The sequence below is a fragment of the Bradyrhizobium canariense genome (assembly GCF_018130465.1).
Lineage (GTDB): Bacteria > Pseudomonadota > Alphaproteobacteria > Rhizobiales > Xanthobacteraceae > Bradyrhizobium > Bradyrhizobium canariense_C.
The window spans coordinates 357,542-376,445 of record NZ_JAFCKJ010000006.1 but is presented as its reverse complement, the minus strand read 5'-3'; the positions used below and the strand labels follow the sequence as shown (position 1 = coordinate 376,445).

Annotated in this window: 15 protein-coding genes; 8 read left to right on the top strand and 7 right to left on the bottom strand. The window is 65.0% G+C overall.

Annotated elements, in window-relative coordinates; translation table 11 throughout:
* Positions 1 to 377: 377 nt before the first annotated feature.
* The 6 genes from JQ591_RS19135 (at position 378) to JQ591_RS19110 (ending at position 8,429) form a co-directional block, all read left to right on the top strand.
* Entirely contained in the window at positions 378 to 1,907 is a 1,530-nt protein-coding gene (locus JQ591_RS19135; RefSeq protein ID WP_349630389.1) for an efflux transporter outer membrane subunit, read from the top strand.
* Entirely contained in the window at positions 1,904 to 3,133 is a 1,230-nt protein-coding gene (locus JQ591_RS19130) for an efflux RND transporter periplasmic adaptor subunit (RefSeq protein WP_211397554.1), read from the top strand. Before JQ591_RS19135 ends, JQ591_RS19130 begins: the two co-directional genes overlap by 4 nt.
* 1 nt (position 3,134) lies before the next feature.
* The gene (locus JQ591_RS19125; protein ID WP_211397553.1) at positions 3,135 to 5,096 is read left to right on the top strand and encodes a MacB family efflux pump subunit; all 1,962 of its coding nucleotides are present in this window, start codon (positions 3,135 to 3,137) and stop codon (positions 5,094 to 5,096) included.
* A gap of 90 nt (positions 5,097 to 5,186) precedes the next feature.
* On the top strand, positions 5,187 to 5,900 hold the full coding sequence (locus tag JQ591_RS19120) for a response regulator (protein ID WP_211397552.1): 714 nt from the start codon (positions 5,187 to 5,189) through the stop codon (positions 5,898 to 5,900).
* Positions 5,897 to 7,228: an ATP-binding protein gene (locus tag JQ591_RS19115; RefSeq protein WP_211397551.1), complete on the top strand. Its 1,332-nt coding sequence runs from the start codon at positions 5,897 to 5,899 to the stop codon at positions 7,226 to 7,228. The genes JQ591_RS19120 and JQ591_RS19115 overlap by 4 nt, the downstream gene beginning before the upstream one ends.
* 61 nt (positions 7,229 to 7,289) lie before the next feature.
* Positions 7,290 to 8,429 carry an MFS transporter gene (locus JQ591_RS19110; protein WP_211397550.1) on the top strand — a complete coding sequence of 380 codons (1,140 nt, stop codon included), beginning with the start codon at positions 7,290 to 7,292 and terminating at the stop codon, positions 8,427 to 8,429.
* 6 nt (positions 8,430 to 8,435) lie between these two features.
* On the opposite strand, the gene JQ591_RS19105 is transcribed toward JQ591_RS19110, so the two are convergent.
* Positions 8,436 to 9,425 (bottom strand): Bug family tripartite tricarboxylate transporter substrate binding protein, encoded by a 990-nt coding sequence (locus JQ591_RS19105; RefSeq protein ID WP_211397549.1) that lies wholly within the window; start codon positions 9,423 to 9,425, stop codon positions 8,436 to 8,438.
* Positions 9,426 to 9,718: 293 nt separating this feature from the next.
* Here JQ591_RS19105 and JQ591_RS19100 point away from each other — a divergent pair, with 293 nt between their 5' ends.
* Entirely contained in the window at positions 9,719 to 12,559 is a 2,841-nt protein-coding gene (locus JQ591_RS19100; RefSeq protein WP_211397548.1) for an ATP-binding protein, read from the top strand.
* 23 nt (positions 12,560 to 12,582) lie between these two features.
* Here the strand turns inward: JQ591_RS19100 and JQ591_RS19095 are convergent, their stop codons facing one another.
* From JQ591_RS19095 to JQ591_RS19085, 3 genes are all read right to left on the bottom strand, one after another.
* On the bottom strand, positions 12,583 to 13,521 hold the full coding sequence (locus tag JQ591_RS19095) for an aldo/keto reductase (protein WP_211397547.1): 939 nt from the start codon (positions 13,519 to 13,521) through the stop codon (positions 12,583 to 12,585).
* A gap of 93 nt (positions 13,522 to 13,614) precedes the next feature.
* Positions 13,615 to 15,111: an MDR family MFS transporter gene (locus JQ591_RS19090; RefSeq protein WP_211397546.1), complete on the bottom strand. Its 1,497-nt coding sequence runs from the start codon at positions 15,109 to 15,111 to the stop codon at positions 13,615 to 13,617.
* The gene (locus JQ591_RS19085) at positions 15,108 to 16,253 is read right to left on the bottom strand and encodes an HlyD family secretion protein (RefSeq protein WP_211397545.1); all 1,146 of its coding nucleotides are present in this window, start codon (positions 16,251 to 16,253) and stop codon (positions 15,108 to 15,110) included. Before JQ591_RS19085 ends, JQ591_RS19090 begins: the two co-directional genes overlap by 4 nt.
* 143 nt (positions 16,254 to 16,396) lie before the next feature.
* On the opposite strand from JQ591_RS19085, the gene JQ591_RS19080 reads away from it, so the two are divergent.
* Positions 16,397 to 17,020, top strand: coding sequence for a TetR/AcrR family transcriptional regulator (locus tag JQ591_RS19080; protein ID WP_211397544.1), 624 nt, complete (start codon positions 16,397 to 16,399; stop codon positions 17,018 to 17,020).
* A 265-nt stretch (positions 17,021 to 17,285) separates the two neighbouring features.
* On the opposite strand, the gene msrA is transcribed toward JQ591_RS19080, so the two are convergent.
* From msrA to JQ591_RS19065, 3 genes are read right to left on the bottom strand one after another with little or no spacing between them, the layout of a single operon-like run.
* Positions 17,286 to 17,801, bottom strand: a complete 516-nt coding sequence (msrA, locus tag JQ591_RS19075) for a peptide-methionine (S)-S-oxide reductase MsrA (protein ID WP_211397543.1) — start codon at positions 17,799 to 17,801, stop codon at positions 17,286 to 17,288.
* Positions 17,802 to 17,838: 37 nt separating this feature from the next.
* A complete protein-coding gene (locus JQ591_RS19070; protein ID WP_211397542.1) occupies positions 17,839 to 18,273 on the bottom strand; it encodes a cupin domain-containing protein in 435 nt (144 codons plus the stop codon).
* A gap of 25 nt (positions 18,274 to 18,298) precedes the next feature.
* A complete protein-coding gene (locus JQ591_RS19065; RefSeq protein WP_211397541.1) occupies positions 18,299 to 18,721 on the bottom strand; it encodes an OsmC family protein in 423 nt (140 codons plus the stop codon).
* Positions 18,722 to 18,904: the final 183 nt, after the last annotated feature.

Genomic DNA, 18,904 nt, shown 5'->3' with positions numbered 1-18,904 from the left:
ACCGCAAGCCCGGCTCGCGAACATGACGACCACAAGATCGCCCCTCAAGGATGAGCCGGGATGGGCGACACATACGCTATTTCCGAATTTCGGTAAAGTGGAATATTTTTACCGGCGCGGCTTGACACCGGCGCAAGTCGGGATGCCCCGGTGTTTTGCCCGACGGGCGGCCCACCGGTGGCCGAGATGCCAGGCAACATCTGTTTACATTCAGCAACAATCTGTCTGCCGAATGGCCATGATCGACCGGCTAATCACCCCTGCCCCGCCTTTGACGCGGCCGGCCCCCCGGGGCCACGAGCGCCGCCTCTCCTTCGGGGCAAGGTCAATGGATTTCAACCGATTTGATGCCGTCACACTCGTTGTTCGTAAATCCCGTGCCATCTGCAGAGGAGAGCCATCATCCGACGCCCGGCCTGTTGCGCAGCGCCATCTCGCGCGCGAGATCAGTCTGCGTTGCGCTGATGCTGGGCGGCGCATTGGCCGGCTGCGCGGTCGGCCCGGATTATACCGGTCCGCTCAAGCCCGACCTGCCCTCGCATTGGAGCACCAGGACCGCTTCGCGTCGGGACGCCGGCAAGCTCGATCGTTGGTGGCTACGCCTGCGCGATCCCTTGCTCAACCGGCTCATCGAAGAGGCCGTGCAAGCCAACCCTGATGTCGCAAAGGCCAAAGCGGTCGTGCGCGAGGCGCGCGCCACGCTGCAGCAGACCAATGCAGGCCTGTTTCCGTCCGTGAGCGGCACGGCCTCGCTGACGAACAACAAGACCAGCGCCGCCTCCTCTTCCGTTCTCGTCGACAGCGCACCCTACACGCTGCACCAGGGGAGCTTCGACTCGAGCTGGGAGCTCGATCTGTTCGGCGGCACGCAGCGGAGCATCGAGGCGGCGCTGCGCGGGGAACAGTCGGCCGAGGAGGATCTGCGCGACAGCCTCGTCACGCTGATCGGCGACGTCGCTGCGTATTACGTTGAAGCGCGGGGCTATCAGGCCAGGATCGCACTGGCGCAGCGGACATCGGTCTCGCAGCGCGACACCGAAAAGCTCACCCGCAGCAAATACGAAGCCGGCAGCGGCAACGCCGTCGATCTCGCCAAGGCCACCGCCCAGGCGGCCAGCACCGAAGCCAACGTACCGACATATCAGGCCGCGCTCGCCGCCGATGTTCATCGGCTCGGAATCCTGCTCGGGCGACCGCCGGATGGCGTCGCCTCGATGCTCGCGCGGTCCGCAGCCGTCCCTGCCCCGCGCATGCCGCTGCCGACCGGATTGCCCGCCGACCTTCTCCAGAGCCGTCCCGACGTCGCAAGCGCCGAACGCAAGCTGGCGCAGGCCACCGCCAAGATCGGCCAGGCCGAAGCGGACCGTTATCCCGCGGTGTCGTTGACCGGCTCGGTCGGCACCTCCGCGCTGCGCGCCGGCGATCTCGCAAAGTATTCCAGCGTGAGCTGGTCGGTCGGTCCCTCGGTCACCGTGCCGGTGTTCGACGCGGGCAAGCGGCTGGCAACAGTGAGGATTGCGGAGGCGCAACGCGACCAGGCGTTTGCGACATTCCATTCGACCCTGCTCACCGCGCTGGAAGATGTCGAGAACGCGCTGGTGTCGCTGTCGCAAGAGCGCGTGCGCGCCACCAAGCTGACGGAGGCGGCGAAGAACTACCGTGAGGCCGCGCGGCTGTCGCGATCGTTGTTCGAAACCGGCAGCGCCAGCTTCATCGACGTGCTCGACGCCGAGCGCTCGCTCTATTCGGCTGAGGACTCCCTGATCCAGAGCAAGGTCTCCGCCGCCAAGGACTACATTTCCCTCGCAAAGGCGCTCGGCGGCGGCTGGTCCGATCCGGTCGACACCTCGACGCCGATCATCGTGGACACCAACACGGGGCCGCACTGGCGGGAGACGGTCAAGTGACTGACATCATCACCGCCAAACGGCTGAAGATCGCCGCCGCGCTCCTTGCCGTCGTGGTAACAGGCGTCGTCGCGGCGACGCGCTTCCCGGGAACGTCGAGCAAGGCGCAATCCTACATCACCGCGCCGGTCGCCGTCAGCGATCTGCGCGAGGAGGTGCTCGCCAGCGGCACGCTCAAGCCGGCGCGGTTGACCGCCGTCGGTGCACAGGTGTCGGGCCGGATCACCACGCTCAACGTCCGCGTCGGCGACACGGTCAAGGCCGGCGACGTCATCGCCCAGATCGACCCCGTCACCAAGCAGAACGATCTGCGCAGCTCCGAAGCCTCGCTGAAGAACTATCGCGCGCAGAAAGACGAGAAGGAGGCCGCGCTGGTGCTGGCCGAAGCGAATCTCACGCGCCAGCAGGCGACATTGGCGCAGCGCGCGACCTCGCGCAGCGATTTCGACAGCGCGGATTCGACCGCGCGCCAGACCCGTGCCCAGATTGCCGCACTCGAAGCGCTGATCGTGGGTGCCGAAGCCAGCGTCGAGACGGCCCGGGTCAACCTCGAATACACTCGCATCACCGCGCCGATCGACGGCACGGTGCTCGCCACCGTGGTGCAGGAAGGACAGACGGTCAACGCGGTGCAATCTGCGCCGACCATCGTCGTGCTCGGCCAGCTCGAGACGATGACCGTGCGGGCGGAGATTTCCGAAGCCGACATCGTCAAGGTCAAGCCGGGGCAATCGCTCTACTTCACCATCCTCGGCGACCAGGACCATCGCTACGAAGCACGGCTGGAGCAGATCGAGCCGGCGCCCGAATCGATCAAGACCGACGCCAGTTTTTCCTCGACCACAACGTCGTCGAGTTCGAGCTCGTCAAGCTCGACCAGCACGGCGATCTACTACATCGGCGTCTTCAACGTTCCCAACAAGGATTATGCGCTGCGAACCTACATGACCGCAGAAGTGCATATCATCACCGGCGAGGCCAAGCGGGTGAAGGTCATTCCGGCGCTGGCGGTGATGCGAAAATCCGACGGCCGCAGCACGGTGCGCACCCTCGCCGCGTCGGGTGACGTCAGCGAGCGCGAGGTCAAGACTGGCCTCAACGATCGCACCATTGTCGAGATCAGATCCGGCCTCGCCGAGGGCGAGCGGGTCGTCACCGGCGAGGCCAACGAGCAGACCACATCGCGCGGCATGTCGGGCGGCCCACCGGGTGGCGGAGGTCCCTGACATGACCGATCCGATCATCGCACTCGAAAATATCCGGCGGGAGTTCACGGCCGGCGACACCCAGGTGGTCGCCCTCGACGATGTGTCGCTGAGCATCGCGCCCGGCGAGATGGTCGCAATCATTGGCTCGTCCGGGTCCGGCAAATCGACGCTGCTCAACATCCTCGGCTGCCTCGATCGTCCGACATCGGGGGCTTATCGCGTCGCCGGCAAGAACGTATCGGAGCTCGACGCCGATGCGTTGGCGGCGCTGCGCCGCGAGCATTTCGGCTTCATCTTCCAGCGTTACAATCTGCTCGGGGACCTCTCTGCCGCAGCGAATGTCGAGATCCCTGCCGTCTATGCCGGCCTGAAGGCGCGCGAGCGGCGCACGCGTGCGAACGGGCTGCTCGATCGGCTCGGCGTCGGCGATAGAAGCGGCCATCGCCCGAACCAGCTCTCGGGCGGCCAGCAGCAGCGCGTCTCGATCGCACGGGCGCTGATCAACGGCGCCGAGGTGATCCTGGCGGACGAACCGACCGGTGCGCTCGACCGGCGCAGCGGTGAAGAAGTCCTCAAGATCCTGAAGGAGCTGCACCGCGAGGGGCGGACGATCATCATCGTCACCCACGATGCCGATGTCGCCGCCAGGGCCGAGCGCGTCATCGAGTTGCGGGACGGCGAGATCGCCTCCGATCGCCGTACGGACGGCACAACCGCACCAGAGCCGACAGAAGCGGTCGCCCGAACCGCATGGGACAGCGGAGCCGGCTGGGCCGGCGCCTTGGGACGTTTGCGGGAGGCATCGCGAATGGCGCTGGTGTCGATGGCCGCGCATCGGCTGCGCGCCTTCCTGACGATGCTCGGCATCATCATCGGCATCGCGGCGGTGTCGTCCGTGGTCGCGCTCGGCAACGCGTCCCAGCGCAAGGTGCTGTCCGACATCGCAAGCCTCGGCACCAACACCATCGAGGTCTTTCCGGGCAAGGATTTCGGCGACGCCCGCGCCGGCAAGATCAAGACGCTGGTCGTCGACGATGCCCGCGCGCTCGACCGCCAGAATTTCATTGCCGGCGTGACGCCGACGGTCTCGACCAGCACCACCGTCCGATACCGCGGCAACGAGTCCAATGTGCTGGTGAACGGCGTCGGCGAAAGCTATTTCCAGGTCAAGGGCGCCAAGCTCGCGAAGGGACGCCTGTTCGATACCGAGGCTGTTCGCAATATCGAGCGCCAGGCCGTCATCGACGACAACACCCGCAAGACCTTCTTCGCCGACGACCAGACCGCGGGCATCGGCCGCGTCATCTGGCTGGGCAAGGTGCCCTGCCGCATCGTCGGCGTCATCGCCCAGCAGCAGGGCGGATTCGGCTCGAACCAGAACCTTTCGGTCTACCTCCCCTATACCACCGTGCAGGCCCAGTTCACGGGCGACCGCGCGCTTCGCAGCGTCCTGCTGCGGATCAGCGACGAGGTCTCGACCGCGCTGGCGCAGGATGCGGTCACCACACTGCTGACGCAGCGGCACAACACGAAGGATTTCGTCATCCTCAACACCGACGACATCCGCCGCACGATCACGAGCACGACGCAGACCCTGGCGTTCCTCGTGGCCGCAATCGCGGTCATCTCGCTGGTCGTCGGCGGCATCGGCGTCATGAACATCATGCTGGTGTCCGTCTCGGAGCGGATCAGCGAGATCGGCGTCCGCATGGCGGTCGGCGCCAGGCGGAGCGACATCCTTCAGCAGTTCCTGGTCGAGGCGACCCTGATTTCGTCGATCGGCGGCATCGCCGGCATTCTCGTCGCGATCCTGCTCGGCGTCGCCATCAACGTCGCGGTCCCGGGATTCGAGGTCAGCTATTCGCTGTTCTCGATCGGCGCGGCGTTCCTGACCTCGACCGGGATCGGGGTCGCATTCGGCTTTTTCCCCGCCCGCCGCGCCGCATTCCTCGACCCCGTGGTGGCGCTGAGCCGTGACTGACCGTAGGATTGCAGCATGACCGTAGTACTTCGGGCGAGACAATCGTCCGCAAATCGATCAACGATCGGCGCCCCCGATGCGATTTCAATCATGACGAACGGCACGCAGAACATCCTGATCGTCGAGGACGATCAGCAGACCCGCGACCTCATCGCGCGCTATCTGCGCGATCACAAATTCTCGGTCAACGCGGTCACGAACGGCAAGGAGATGGACCGCTATCTCTCGCAGAACCGGGTCGACCTGATCGTGCTCGACCTGATGCTGCCGGGAGAGGACGGATTGAGCGTCTGCCGCCGCCTGCGCATGGATTCCACGACGCCGATCATCATCCTCACCGCAAAAGGCGAGGATCTCGACCGGATCCTGGGCCTCGAGATGGGAGCCGACGACTATCTGCCAAAGCCGTTCAACCCGCGCGAACTTCTCGCCAGGATCAACGCGGTCCTGCGCCGCCATACCAGCGGATTGGCCGCCGGCTCCGCAGCCACACGCCTCAAGTTCCAGGGCTGGATCATCGAACTTCGCCTGCGGGAATTGCGCGACCCCGAAGGCGCGCAGGTGCCGCTGACCAGCGCCGAATTCGATCTGCTGCAAGTCTTCTGCGAACGCGCCGGCCGCATCCTGACCCGTGACAACCTCCTGAGCATGACGCGTGGCCGCCCCGGAGGAAGCTTTGGCCGCAGCATCGACGTGCTGGTCAGCCGGCTGCGCCGCAAGCTCGACCGGACGGAGGGGACCTCGATGATCAGGACCGTCCGCACCGGCGGCTACGTCTTCACTCCGGTGGTGGAGGAAGCATGAGCCGCGTCGCCGACATCGTCGCACTCTTCAGCTTCAGGCGGATCAGCGGCCAGATCGCGGCCTTGATCCTGGGCTCGCTGATCCTGATCCATGTCCTGATCGGCGGGTATTTCCTGCTCAACCGGCCGATGCTGCTCGCGGACACGTCCATCGAGCAGTTCGAGCTGATCGCGAGGATCATCGCCAATACGCCGCAAGCGGAGCGCGGTCCCGTCCTGGAAAGCATCAGCCGAACTTTTCCGGCGCTCAGGCTCCGATTGAAAGAAGGTGTTTCCGCCTCCACCGCGCCGTTGCCCGAGCGGGTCCCCCTGAACATCCCGTCATCGCTGGACGGCCGGGCCGATCTCATTCGAGGCGCCGCGCCGGAAGACAATCGCATCTGGTTCTATTTGGCGAATGACGACGTGCTCGAGGCCACGATCGGATCATTCAAGATGCCGCAATTCGTCAGCGGCCTCTGGACCAGCACGCTCTTGTTCCTGGTCGCAAGCGTGACGCTGCTCGGCGTCTGGGCCGGTCGCGCGCTCTCCTCGCCCTTGTCGGCCTTCGCCCGGGCGGCGGAGGATTTCAGCCTGAATCGGTCGTCCGCGCCGCTGCCCGAAAACGGGCCGGAGGAGATCAGGTCCGCGGCAAGAGCCCTCAACCGGATGCGCGAGCGCATCACCACGCTGATGAACGACCGAACCCGCATGCTCGCGGCCATCAGCCACGATCTGCGCACGCCGATCACGCGGCTGCGGCTGCGCTCGGAATATATCGAGGATCCGGCACAACGCACGCAGACGGTGCGCGACCTCGACCAGATGCAGTCGATGCTCGAATCGGTGCTGTCGTTGCTGCGCAGTGAAAGCCCGGTCAAGCCGACGCTGGTGGACGTCGCGGCGCTGCTTCAGATGGTCTGCGAGCAGTTTTCGGATTCCGGATATGCCGTGACCTATTCAGGCCCCGACAGGGCCGCCTTCGTCCTGCGGCCGGACGAGATCATCCGCGCGGTCACCAACCTGGTCCAGAACGCGACGCGCTTCGGAACCGAAGTCGACGTCGCGCTGTTGATGGCCGGGGACCGGCTCGTCGTCGACGTTTCCGACGACGGACCAGGCATTCCCGATGAAAGGAAGGCTGCGATGCTGGAGCCCTTCGTGCGCGGAGAGGAAGCCCGCACCATGGACGGGACCGCCGGATTTGGCCTCGGCCTCTCGATCGCGCAGGCGATCGTGACCGCGCATGACGGAACGCTTCAGCTGCTCGACAACGAACCCAAGGGCCTGCGCGTCCGCTTGCAGCTATCGAAGATTGCCTGCGACAATTCGAGCCCGCCGCGGACATAAAGACGCGGCAATTCCGGGGCTTGTCGATCGCCCTCGCCCCTGCTTCTCCCCCGGAGTTCCCATGCATTCTGCCGACCGGCCGGCAACGCGCCTTGCGACCAGGCTTGCCTTCCTCGTCGCGGGCTTCGGCATGGCGTGCTGGGCACCGCTGGTGCCGTTCGCGAAGGCGCGGCTCGCCGTCGACGACGGCATCCTCGGACTGCTCCTGCTCAGCCTCGGCATCGGCTCCGTCGTCGCAATGCTTCTGACCGGTGTGCTGAGCGCGCGCTATGGCAGCAAGCCGATCATCATTGCGGGCGGGCTCGGTCTTGCCCTGGTCCTGCCTCTGCTGACCATCGCGAGCTCGCCCGCGACGCTGGCGCTGGCACTCCTCGCATTTGGCGCCGCGCTCGGCTCCATCGACGTCGCCATGAACATCCACGCGGTGGAGGTGGAGCGCGCCGCGGGACGTCCGCTGATGTCCGGCTTCCACGCGCTGTTCAGCATCGGCGGCTTCGCCGGGTCCGCGCTGATGACCGCGCTGCTCTCGCTGCAACTCGGTGCGCTCGCGTGCACGCTGATCTGCTCCGTCCTGATGCTGATCGCGATGCTGGCGGCCTGGCCGCGCCTGCTTCGTTCAGCCCAGCTGCAGGAAGGACCGCTGTTCGTGCTGCCGCACGGCTCCGTACTCCTGCTCGCATTGCTCGGCGCCATCACCTTCCTCGTCGAAGGCGCGATGCTCGATTGGGGCGCGTTGCTCGTCATCGGCGCGGGCCTCGTCTCAGAGACGCAAGGCGGGATCGGCTACATCGTGTTCTCGGTCGCGATGACGATGGGACGGCTCGGCGGTGACGCCGTCGTCGCGCGCATCGGCGACCGCGCGACCTTGTTCTGGGGCAGCCTCATTGCGATCGCGGGCTTCGTGGTCCTGCTCACGGCTCCCGTCGTGGCGGTCGCCGTGGCCGGCTTCCTGCTCATCGGCCTCGGCGCATCGAACCTCGTGCCGGTGCTGTTCCGCCGGGCGGCGAGGCAGACGGTGATGCCCACGGGGCTCGCCGTCGCCGCGATCACGACCGCCGGCTATGCCGGCATTCTCGTCGGCCCTGCCGGTGTCGGCTTCGTCGCACGTCTTGGCGGATTGCCGATGGCGTTCTGGCTCCTGGCCGCGCTGATGGGCCTCGTCACGCTGTCGGCTCGTCTTATTACGCGCGCCGACGCCTGAGCGGCCTCACAAATTGCTCAGCCCGATCGATTTGATCAGGGGCGCCAGGCTTGCGGATGTGGCCTCGACGATGCGCTGGAATTTGTCCGGGCTTGAATCGTTGTCGGGCTCCATGCCCTGGGCGCGATAGCTCGCCAGAAGCGCCGTATCGGCCATGGCGAGGCGCGTCGCCTGCGCGATCCGGTCGATGATCGCATCGTCGGTGTCCTTGGGTGCGAACAGACCGAACCATCCCTCATAACGGATGTCGGGCATGCCGGATTCGACGGCGGTCGGAATCTCCGGCGCCCCGCTCAGCCGCCTTTCGGTGGTGACCGCCAGCAGCCTGACTTTCCCGGCTTGAGCCAGTTGCTGCAATTGAACTGACATGACGGCAATGACCAGCGATATCTGGCCGCTGACGAGGTCGTTGGTCGCCTGCGCGATGCCCCGATAGGGCACGTGGACGATGTCCAACGCGCCGGCCTGCTGCTTGAAGGACTCGCCGACCAGATGATTTCCGGTCGCGATCCCCGGCGTGCCATAGGACAGCTTTCCCGGATTGGCTTTCGCGTAGCCGATCAGGTCGCGCAAATTTGCGGCGGGGACCGACGGATGGATGGCGAAAACCAGCGCGCTGTTGATCAGGCGGTAGATGGCGCGGAAATCACCGACAGAGTAGCCGGGATTCGCCGACGTCAGCGGAATGATGACCTGCGTGCTACCGTTGCCGAGCAGCAGCGAATAGCCGTCGGGCTCCTCGCGCGCGACCGCCGCGGTCCCGATCGCGCCACCCGCGCCGCCGATATATTCGACGAAGGTCGGCCCGAGCAGCGACGACATCCTATCGACCCACGGGCGCCCGATCTGGTCGCCCGATCCGCCGGCTCCGTAGGGAATCACCAGGCGAATGGGACGAGACGGATAGTCGGCGGCCTGTCCGCTGCGGGGAAGCGCGGCAAGCGCCGCTGCGCCCGATAACGCATGGACGAATTGTCGCCGCGTGAAGGAAGGCATGCTCAAATTCCGGAAGTCGGCAGTCATGTGTGGTGGGACCGGCTCCCGGACCAGCCATCACAGCAATCCGCGCCCGCAGTCAATGCTACGTCCGGACAAGTCTCGGCGTCATCGCATTGTCACGTCGGCCTAACTCTTTACTTTTCAAGGATTATTTCGGCGAGCCGGCCGACCCAAGCCGTCCGCGCAGGGCTGCCAGACCTGCCCACTGCTTTCGGCCAGTTTACTGTACGCCTCGTTCTGGTAGACCAGAAAGTAATACCTTTTGACTCCCTTCGAGGGGGCGATGGCGCGTGCCAGATCATAGCGAAGACTCGGCCATTTCCTTTGGGCCATTTCGACTGTTTCCGAAGTCCCGGCTCTTGGAGAAGGAGGGCGCGCCGCTTCACGTCGGCGGCCGCGCGCTCGACATTCTCATCTTCCTGGCCGCACGCCCCGGCGAAGTCGTCGACAAGAGAGAGCTGGTCAAGCGCATCTGGGCCGACGTCAATGTCGACGAGGGCAGCCTGCGCTTCCATGTCGCGGCGCTACGCAAGGCGCTCGGCGACACCGGCAAGTCGGCCCGTTATGTCGTCAACGTGCCCGGCCGCGGCTATTGCTTTGTCGCCTCGTTCGCTCAAGCAGCCCCGCCGGCCGCCTCACCCCCGGCCGAAATCGTCCTTCCCCGGTCTCTGCCCGCTCAGCTTACGAAGATGGTCGGCCGGGAAGATGTCATCGAGAAGATCTCGAACGGACTTTCGCTTTATCGCTTCATGACCGTCGTCGGCCCGGGCGGCATCGGCAAGACCGCCGTCGCCGTCACCGTCGGACATCGCCGTTCCCAGGATTTCGGCGGACGTGTCTTCTTTGTCGACTTCGGTCCGCTGAGGGATGCCAGTCACATCGCCACCACCATTGCTTCGGCGCTCGGACTGACCATCAGCGCGGAGGATCCGACGCCGGCCCTGCTGACGTTTCTGAAGACCGGCCCGACCCTGCTGATCTTCGACAGTTGCGAACATGTGCTGGACAATCTGGCGCCGCTCGTCGAGCGCATCGTTCGCGAGGCACCGCAGCTTCGTGTTCTCGCAACCAGCCGCGAGTCGTTCCGGAGCGAAGGCGAGCGGATTTTCCGGCTGTTCCCGCTGGATTGTCCGCCCGAGCGCGAAGGGCTTGCGGTCGCCGAGGTCCTCGCCTACCCCGCGGCTCAACTCTTCGTCGAGCGTATCGCGCAGAGCTCGGGCCCGTTCCAGCTCAGCGCAGAAGAGGCGCCCCTCGTCGCGAGCATCTGCCGGCGCCTCGACGGCATCGCGCTGGCGATCGAGCTCGCCGCGGGCCGCGTCAATGCTTACGGCATCGCCGGCACGGCATCCCTGCTCGACAGCCGCTTTTCGCTGCAATGGCGGGGCCGGCGCACCGCCGTGCCACGGCACCAGACACTCGCTGCGGCCCTCGACTGGAGCTACGACCTTCTGCCCGCCGCGGAGAGCGCCACGCTGCGACGCCTTTCGGTCTTTGCCGGGCCTTTCGCCCCGGAGGCCGCTGCCGCGGTCGCGTCCGGTGACGGCCTCAACGCATCCGAGACTCTCGAAGCGATCGACAGCCTGGTGACCAAGTCGCTGATCTCGCCGTCCGGTTCGCGGACGCTGCGCTATCGGCTGCTCGACACCACGCGCACCTATGCGCACGGAAAACTCAACGAGCTCGGCGAAACCAGGCATTTCGCGCGGCGTCATGCGGAGCATTTTCGCGATTTCTTCGAGCGCGCGGAGGCCGACACCTCGACGCCGCTGCCCGAATGGCTGAGCATCTATGGCGCGGAGCTGGACAATGTGCGCGCGGCGTTGGACTGGGCCTTCGGCCCCGACGGCGAGGCGCGACTCGGTATCGCGCTGACGGCGGCCGCGGTCACGCTGTGGGTACGTCTTTCGCTGTTCGCGGAATGCCGTGAGCGCAGCAGAACGGCGCTCGCAGCGCTCGGAGACACCCCCGACGACGACCGCATCCGCATGCAGCTCCTGTCGGCGCTCGGCTGGTCGCTGATGTATGGCGAGGGCCGCGCGCGCGAGGCGCGTCCGATCCTCGAGACGACCCTCGAGCTGGCCGACAGGCTCGACGACAAGGATTTCCGGCTGCGCGCGCTCTGGGGCTTGTGCATCGACCAGTTCAACAACGGACAGTTCGGCAAGGCCCGTGCGCTCGCCGATCGCTTTGCGAACGCAGCGGCGAACTCGCCCGACAAGACTGATGTCATGCTGGGCGACCGGCTGATGGCCGTCGCGCTGCACTATCTCGGAGACCAGAACGAGGCACGGCTGCGCATCGACCGGGTCAATGCGTCGCTGCATGTGTTGGCGGAGAAGCCGAAGATCTTCCCGCTCGATCTGAGAATCTCGACCCAATATTTTCGGGCTCGCATCCTGTGGCTTCAGGGCCTGGCCGATCAGGCTCAAGCCCTCACTGCCAGAAACATCGAGGAAGGCCGCGCCAACGGCCATGCGCTGACCTTCTGCAGCGTGCTCGGGCAGGCCGCCTGTCCGATTGCCTTCTGGTCCGGCGATTTCGACGCCGCGGAGCGTCACGGCACCGAGCTGCTCGAACACACCGAGCGCCACGCGATCCGGCTGTGGGGCCTGTGGGCAAGGGCTTTCAATGCCGCAGTCATGGTAAAACGCGGCGACGTCGCAACCGGCCTGCCGCTGCTGCGCGAGGAGCTCAATCGCGCCGGCGATGCGCGCTTCCTGCCACGCTTTCTGCCCCTGCTCGGCGAGCTCGCCGCGTGTTCCGGAGCGGCCGACCAGGTCGATCGCGGCCTCGACGTGATCGGGGATGTCCTGACCCGCTGCAACGACCGGCAGGAACTCTGGTATCTGCCCGAGCTGATCCGCATCAAGGGAGAGTTGATGCTCAGGAGCGCGCGGCATTCAGAAGACGCCGAGGCGCGCTTTCGCGAGGCCATGGACATTGCCGTCCAGCAAGGCGCGCGTTTCTGGGAGCTGCGAAGCGCGGTCAGCCTGGCGCGGTTCATGGTCGGGGCTGGCCAGACCGCAGAGGCCTCGGCAATTCTGGAACGCGCATGCGGGCCGTTCACCGAGGGTGCCGACATCGCCGATATCCGCAGCGCTCACGATTTGATCGAGCAGCTCCGGGCTTGACGAGTCGGCTGGCCGGCGGCGGTTCATCCAGCCCGCGGAATGAATCCGGGCACGCCGGTCTCGACGACCGTGTTGAACCTGATGTTTGTCGTGATCTGGTCCCGCATCTCCCGCATCGCGTCTTCGGGCAGGGCCGAGATGTCGATGTTTTCCTGGATGCGCCGAGAATTGGTCGAGGTCGTCAGAAACGCCGTGCCGCGCTGGACGGCCCAGGCCAGAGCGACTTGAGCCGGCGTCTTGTGCAGGCGTTCGGCGATGGCAGTGATCACCGGATCGGCCAGGAGGTTCGGCTTCATCGCGTGTCCCAGCGCTGCAAACGCCTGCAACACAATTCCGTGCTCGCGACAGAAGTCGAGCAGCTCCCATTCGGGAAGATACGGATGCGATTCGACTTGCACCATGGCGGGCCTGATCCGCGCGACCGCAACGATCTCACGCAGCTTCTCCAGGGTGATGTCCGACAGGCCGATCGACCTGCAGTGTCCCTCGTCGACGAGACGCTCCAGCGCCCCCCACGTCTCCGCCAACGTAACCCCTGAATCATAGATGACCCGACCGCGCTCATCCCGCGGGTCCTGCTCGTCGCCGGGTTGAAAGGCAAAGGGCGTATGGATGATGTAGCAGTCGACATCGTCGAGCTGCAGCCGCCGGCGGCTGGCGTCGAAGGCAGGCTTGACCCGCTCCGGCCGATGATTGGTGTTCCATAGCTTCGTCGTCACGAACAGGTCCTTGCGCTGAAGCGTCCCCGCCTTGAACGCGTCCTGGAGCGCGTCGCCGACCGCCGCTTCGTTGCGGTAGCGCTCCGCACAGTCGAGATGTCGAAATCCCGCCTCCAATGCAGCCCTGGTGGCCTGCCTGGTCACGAGCGGATCCGGAATGAGCGTGCCAAATCCCACCGCGGGAATCGTCCCCGACGCATGAGTGGGAATCCTCGTATGACGAAGCGTATCGGACGTATTCATGCTGATGCTCCTTTGTTTGTCCCCGGCTCCCGCACAAGCGGGGGACGAGGTGATCGAAATTGACGACGCGATGTATTTCACGACTCCCCGGCGTTAACCGGCGGGCCGCGGCTTGCGGAGAAAGAACACGAGCGGGATCACGACGAGCATGGCGAACATCAGGATCTCGAACTGGTCGATGACTGCGACCGTGGCTGCCTGACGTGTGACCATGCCGTTGAGCGCGGCGAGGCCCGGCTTGCCGACCGAGCCCCCGAAATAAGCGGCGACACGGTAGGGCGTGAGGTTCTTTGCAAGTGCGATGTGCACGGCCTGCGTGTTGGCGTAGAAGAACAGTTGAACCACCGCGATGCCGATGGTGCTGCCATAGAGGCGCGACAGGTTGATCAGCGCGCTGCCTTCCGGGCGAAGCTTCGGATCGAGCGTGCCGAACGCGGCCCTGGCGAGCGCCGGCAACAACATGCCGATACCGGCCCCCTGGAGCAGGCCGGCCTCGACCACCGGCCGCCAATCCATCGCCGGTGAATAGCCGAGCATCAGCCAATTGGCATAGACCACCAGCGTCATTCCGCCCACGAGGAACGGCCGGGTATCGACCTGCGCCGGAACAAGGCTCGTCAGCACCAGCGCTCCCACCAGCGCCACGCCGCGCGGAATGGTCATGTAGCCCGTGGTGTCGACCGGGTAGTTGAGCAATTCCTCCAGCATCGGGGACGTCAAGGCCAGGGTCGGCAGCAGGACGAAGCCAAGCGCAAAGGAGATCACTGTCGAGAGCACGAGATTGCGATCCCTGAACAGCGCCGTGCGAAGAAAATGCTCTCGTTTCGTCATGACGTGCACGATGAAGAGATAGAAGCCCAGGATCGACGCGATCGCTTCGACCCAGATCTCCGTCGAGGCGAACCATTCGAGGCGCTCGCCGCGGTCGAGCAGCATCTGCAGCCCGATCATGCCGACGGAGAACGTCGTCAGGCCGAAGAAGTCGAAGGACTGGCTTCGCTCCGCGCGCTTCTCGCCCAGCAGCTGAGCCATCGTCAGGAAGATGAAGGCGGCCATCGGCAGGCTGACATAGAAGATCGACGGCCAGCCGTAATATTCACTGAGCCAGCCGCCGATAGCGGGGCCGCTGCTGATGCCAAGCAGAGAGCACACGGTCCACGCCAGGCTCATGCGCGCATGTCGCGGCGGCGGCGTCACCTCGAGCAGGATCGCCAGCGAAAGCGGCGTGAGCGGTCCGCTTGCCAAGCCCTGGAGGATTCGCGCCAGCACGAACTGGATCGACGTCGTTGCCAGCGTGTCGAGCACGAGACCCAACACGAAGATTGCGATGGCGGTCTGATAGACCGCCTTCCGGCCGTAGCGACCCGCCAGCCATTGCGTGATCGACATGGTCACGGCGCTCGCGGCGATATACGAGGAAAACACCCAGCCGACCTCGTCATTGGCCATCGACAGCGTCGCCTGAATGTGGGGCAGCGCCGCGTTCGGGATCGAAATGTTGACGGCCTGCATGTAAGTCGCCATGAGGGCGGCCGCGGCGATCGCGTGATGACCGCCGGGCGCAGCAGTCGATGGGAGCGGCGTACTCATTTGCCCTCCGTCGCGCGCGCGAATTGGAGCAGATGGGGCCAGGTGCGGCGATAGCCGGTGTCGACCCGCGCCGTGACGCTGATGCCCGAGAACAGCGGCCGGGTTGCATCGAGATCGTCGAGTTCAAGGCGCACCGGCAAACGCTGGACGACCTTGACCCAGTTTCCGGTGGCATTCTCGGGCGGCAGGATCGAGAAGTCCGATCCGGTGCCGGGACTCATGCTGACGATATGCGCCCTGAATTTGCGATCCGGATAAGCGTCGACCTCGATCGTCGCCTCCTGCCCTGGATGCATGTGGGTCAATCCGGTCTCGCGAAAGTTCGCCTCGATCCAGACATGCCGGCTCGACATCAGCGAGAACGTGGCTGCGCCGGCATTGACGAAGCCACCGATCTGCAGATCGTCGACCTTCGTCACGATACCGTCGTCGGGCGCCGTCACGGTGGCATAGGATAGATCGAGCCGCGCACGGTCGAGCTGCGCCCTGGCCGCGCGAACCGTTGGATGGCGATCGACGTCGATATCGGCATCGCCATTGAGCGCGACGATCGTGTTGGCGATCTGCTGTTCGATCGACGCCATGCGGTGGCGAGCGACCTTCATGTCCGTCTCGGCCCGCTCATAGACCACGCGCGGCGTGAAGTCGGAAGCGACCAGCATCTTCTTGCGGTCGAACTCTCGTTCGTCGAAGGACGCGGATTCTTTGGCCGATTGCAGTTCCGCCTGCTGCTGACGATAGGTCGCCTTGAGCGAGTCGATCTGCAGGCGCGCACTGCCGAGCCGGGCCTCTGCCTGATCGACGGCAATCTGGTAAGCCTCTGGATCGATCCGAAACAGGACCTGGCCCTGCCGAACGCGCTGATTGTCCCGCACGGCGATCTCAACCGCCTGGCCGGAAACCCGGGCGTTGATGGTCACCTTGGCGGCGCGGATGAACGCATCGTCGGTCGAAACATATTGCTCCTGGGCCAGATACATGGAGGCGCCGAACGCGGCCGCGATGATCGGCACTGCCAGCATCAAGGGGCGGCGCAGCCGCCTCACGAGCTCCGGTCCGAGCAGCTGCCCGACAGCTTCGCTGTCGCGGAAGCTCGTGCGATCGCCCCACCAGCCGGCGATTGGCGCAAGATTGAATGGCATCGGAGACCTCACCTCTATCCAATTAACTAACGTTCGTTACAAATACTGTCCCATGGACCGGCAATCAAGTCTCCGCCTCTTGATTTTTATAACGACCCATACAAATATCCGTAACGACGCATGGCAGCCGAGGTTTTGACGATATGACGAGAAAGAGCAGCGAAACGAGCTCAGCACGCCGGGGACGGCCGCCCGCCTACGACGCGCCGACGGCCCTCAAACGAGCCACCGAGACCTTTTGGAAGACCGGCTACTCCGGAACATCTCTCGACAAGGTGGCGGCAGCCACCGGGATGAGCCCCCCGAGCCTCTATGCGGTCTTCGGCAACAAGCACGCGCTCTATCTCGAGGCGCTCGCGCGTTATTGGGAGATCAGCCTGACCGCCACGCGTGATGCGCTCGCGGGGGACCATCCCCTGGCCGAGGCGTTGATGCTCGCCTATGACGCAGCGTTGTCGATCTATTTTTCGGGCAAGGGACACGCGCGCGGCTGCTTTGTAGTCGGGACCGCAGTCACGGAGGTCGCGGAAGACGCGGCGATCCGAAAAAGTGTCGCGACGGGACTTCGCGCGATCGACGCCGATTTCGAGGCACGATTCCGCCTCGCTCAGGACCAGGGCGAGTTGAAGCGCGACGCCGATCCCGCGACGCTTGCGATCCTGGCGTCGGCTACGATGCACACCATCGCGATCCGCGCCCGTGCCGGCGCCTCCCGCGCCGAACTGAGGGAAATTGCCCGGAAGGCGGTCAACGTGATCTGCGGATGACGGGAGATGCGCCGAGCGGCGACGCATTCTCGAGACTGGAGAACTGCCGCCGGCACGCGAAGGGGATAGGTCACACATTTGCGCTCCCGCGCTTCCGTGAAAAGCAGGCGAACGTCTTCAAACCGAGCACAAGTGCTTCCGCGCACCGTCGGCACCGACGATGACAGCATCATAAATTGATCGATGACCTGACGGGCCTCGCTGGCAACTGCACGCCCGGCGGCAGTATGCCCTATGCCTCAATCCGCCTCTGCGAGGCTGCAGCCTAGCCTGCCGCTGCAGCCCCGCGCCGCGGCAGCTTCCAGTCGGGCCGGATGAAGTGGCAGGTGTAGCCGTCAGGATAACGTTCGAGATAATCCTGATGCTCCGGCTCGGCTTCCCAGAACTCGCCGGCGGGCGTCACTTCGGTCACCACCTTACCGGGCCACAAGCCCGACGCCTCGACGTCGGCGATGGTGTCTTCGGCAATCCGCTTCTGCTCGTCGGTCGTGTAGAAAATCGCGGAGCGATAGCTGGTGCCCCGGTCGTTGCCCTGGCGATTGAGCGTGGTGGGATCGTGGATCTGGAACAGGAACTCCAGCATCGTCCGGAAACTGGTCTTCGCCGGATCGAAGATGATTTCGATCGCTTCGGCGTGGCCTTCATGGTTGCGATAGGTGGCATTCTTCACCGCGCCGCCGGTGTAGCCGACACGGGTCGAGACCACGCCGGGCTGCTTGCGCATGAGATCCTCCATGCCCCAGAAACACCCTCCGGCCAAAACTGCGCGTTCCGTCGTCATTCGATGCTCCATTCGTTCCGTCGAGATGCGTGAGGCCTCATTGCGTCGTTGCATAAAGGCGCGGGTCATCATGGTCGTTGTGATATTCTAGGCCCAAAGGGCCGATGGCGGAAACCTGCGTGACGTATTCACCGGACTTCGCCCAGTGAAAATGCCAGGTCTCGCCGGGCAGCACGATAACGCTGCCCGGCGGATAGGCCTCGACCTTGTCGCCGTCAAAACTCTCGCCGAGCCCGATGTAGAACACGCCCGACATGACCGTGTAGATGCGGTCCTCCGGATGCTTGTGCGGCATCAGCCTGGTGCCGCCGGGCACCTTCACCCGGACCACGTAAGGCCCGGGTTCGCTGGGGTGGCCGACCATCACGGCCAGCCGTGCGCCCGGCGGGAATGCGGGAAACGGCTGCCACGCGACGTCCTCGGGCAAAATCGCCCGGAACCTGTCTTCATCCGGCTGATGTTGGCGGGGCATGACGGCAGTCCTGGTGTGTGCTGAGCTAGATCAGTTTGGCGTCGAGCGTGATCTCGGCGTTGAGCACTTTCGACACCGGACAGTTCTTCTCGGCCTCGCCGGCGATCTTGGCGAAACCTGCGTCGTCGAGGTTCGGCACCTTGGCACGCAACGTCAGTGCCGATTTGCTGATCTTGAAGCCCTTGCCTTCGGGCTCGAGGCTGACCGCTGCTTCCGTCGACAGCTCGTCCGGCGTGAAGCCGGCGAGCTGCAGGCCGAAGGCCAGCGCCATGGTAAAACAGCCGGCATGGGCCGCCGCGATCAACTCCTCGGGATTGGTGCCCTTCTCGTTCTCGAAGCGGGTCTTGAACGAATAGGGGGTCTGGGCGAGCACGCCGGATTCACTCGATAGCTGGCCAGTGCCATCGCGGCCGGTACCCTTCCAGACTGCTGTTGCCTTGCGGATCATCTCAATTCTCCTTGTTGATTTCTTAGCACCGGCGCTCGGTACCGGACGAAAGCGACATTGGCACGACCGCCCGTCGCCATTCCAACCGGCCGAGCGCCGCAGCGGTTCCGTCAAGTCCCGTTCCGATAAAATCGGAACGGGACTTGATTCCTGCTTTGACGCGTTTTCTTCACGCGAACCGGT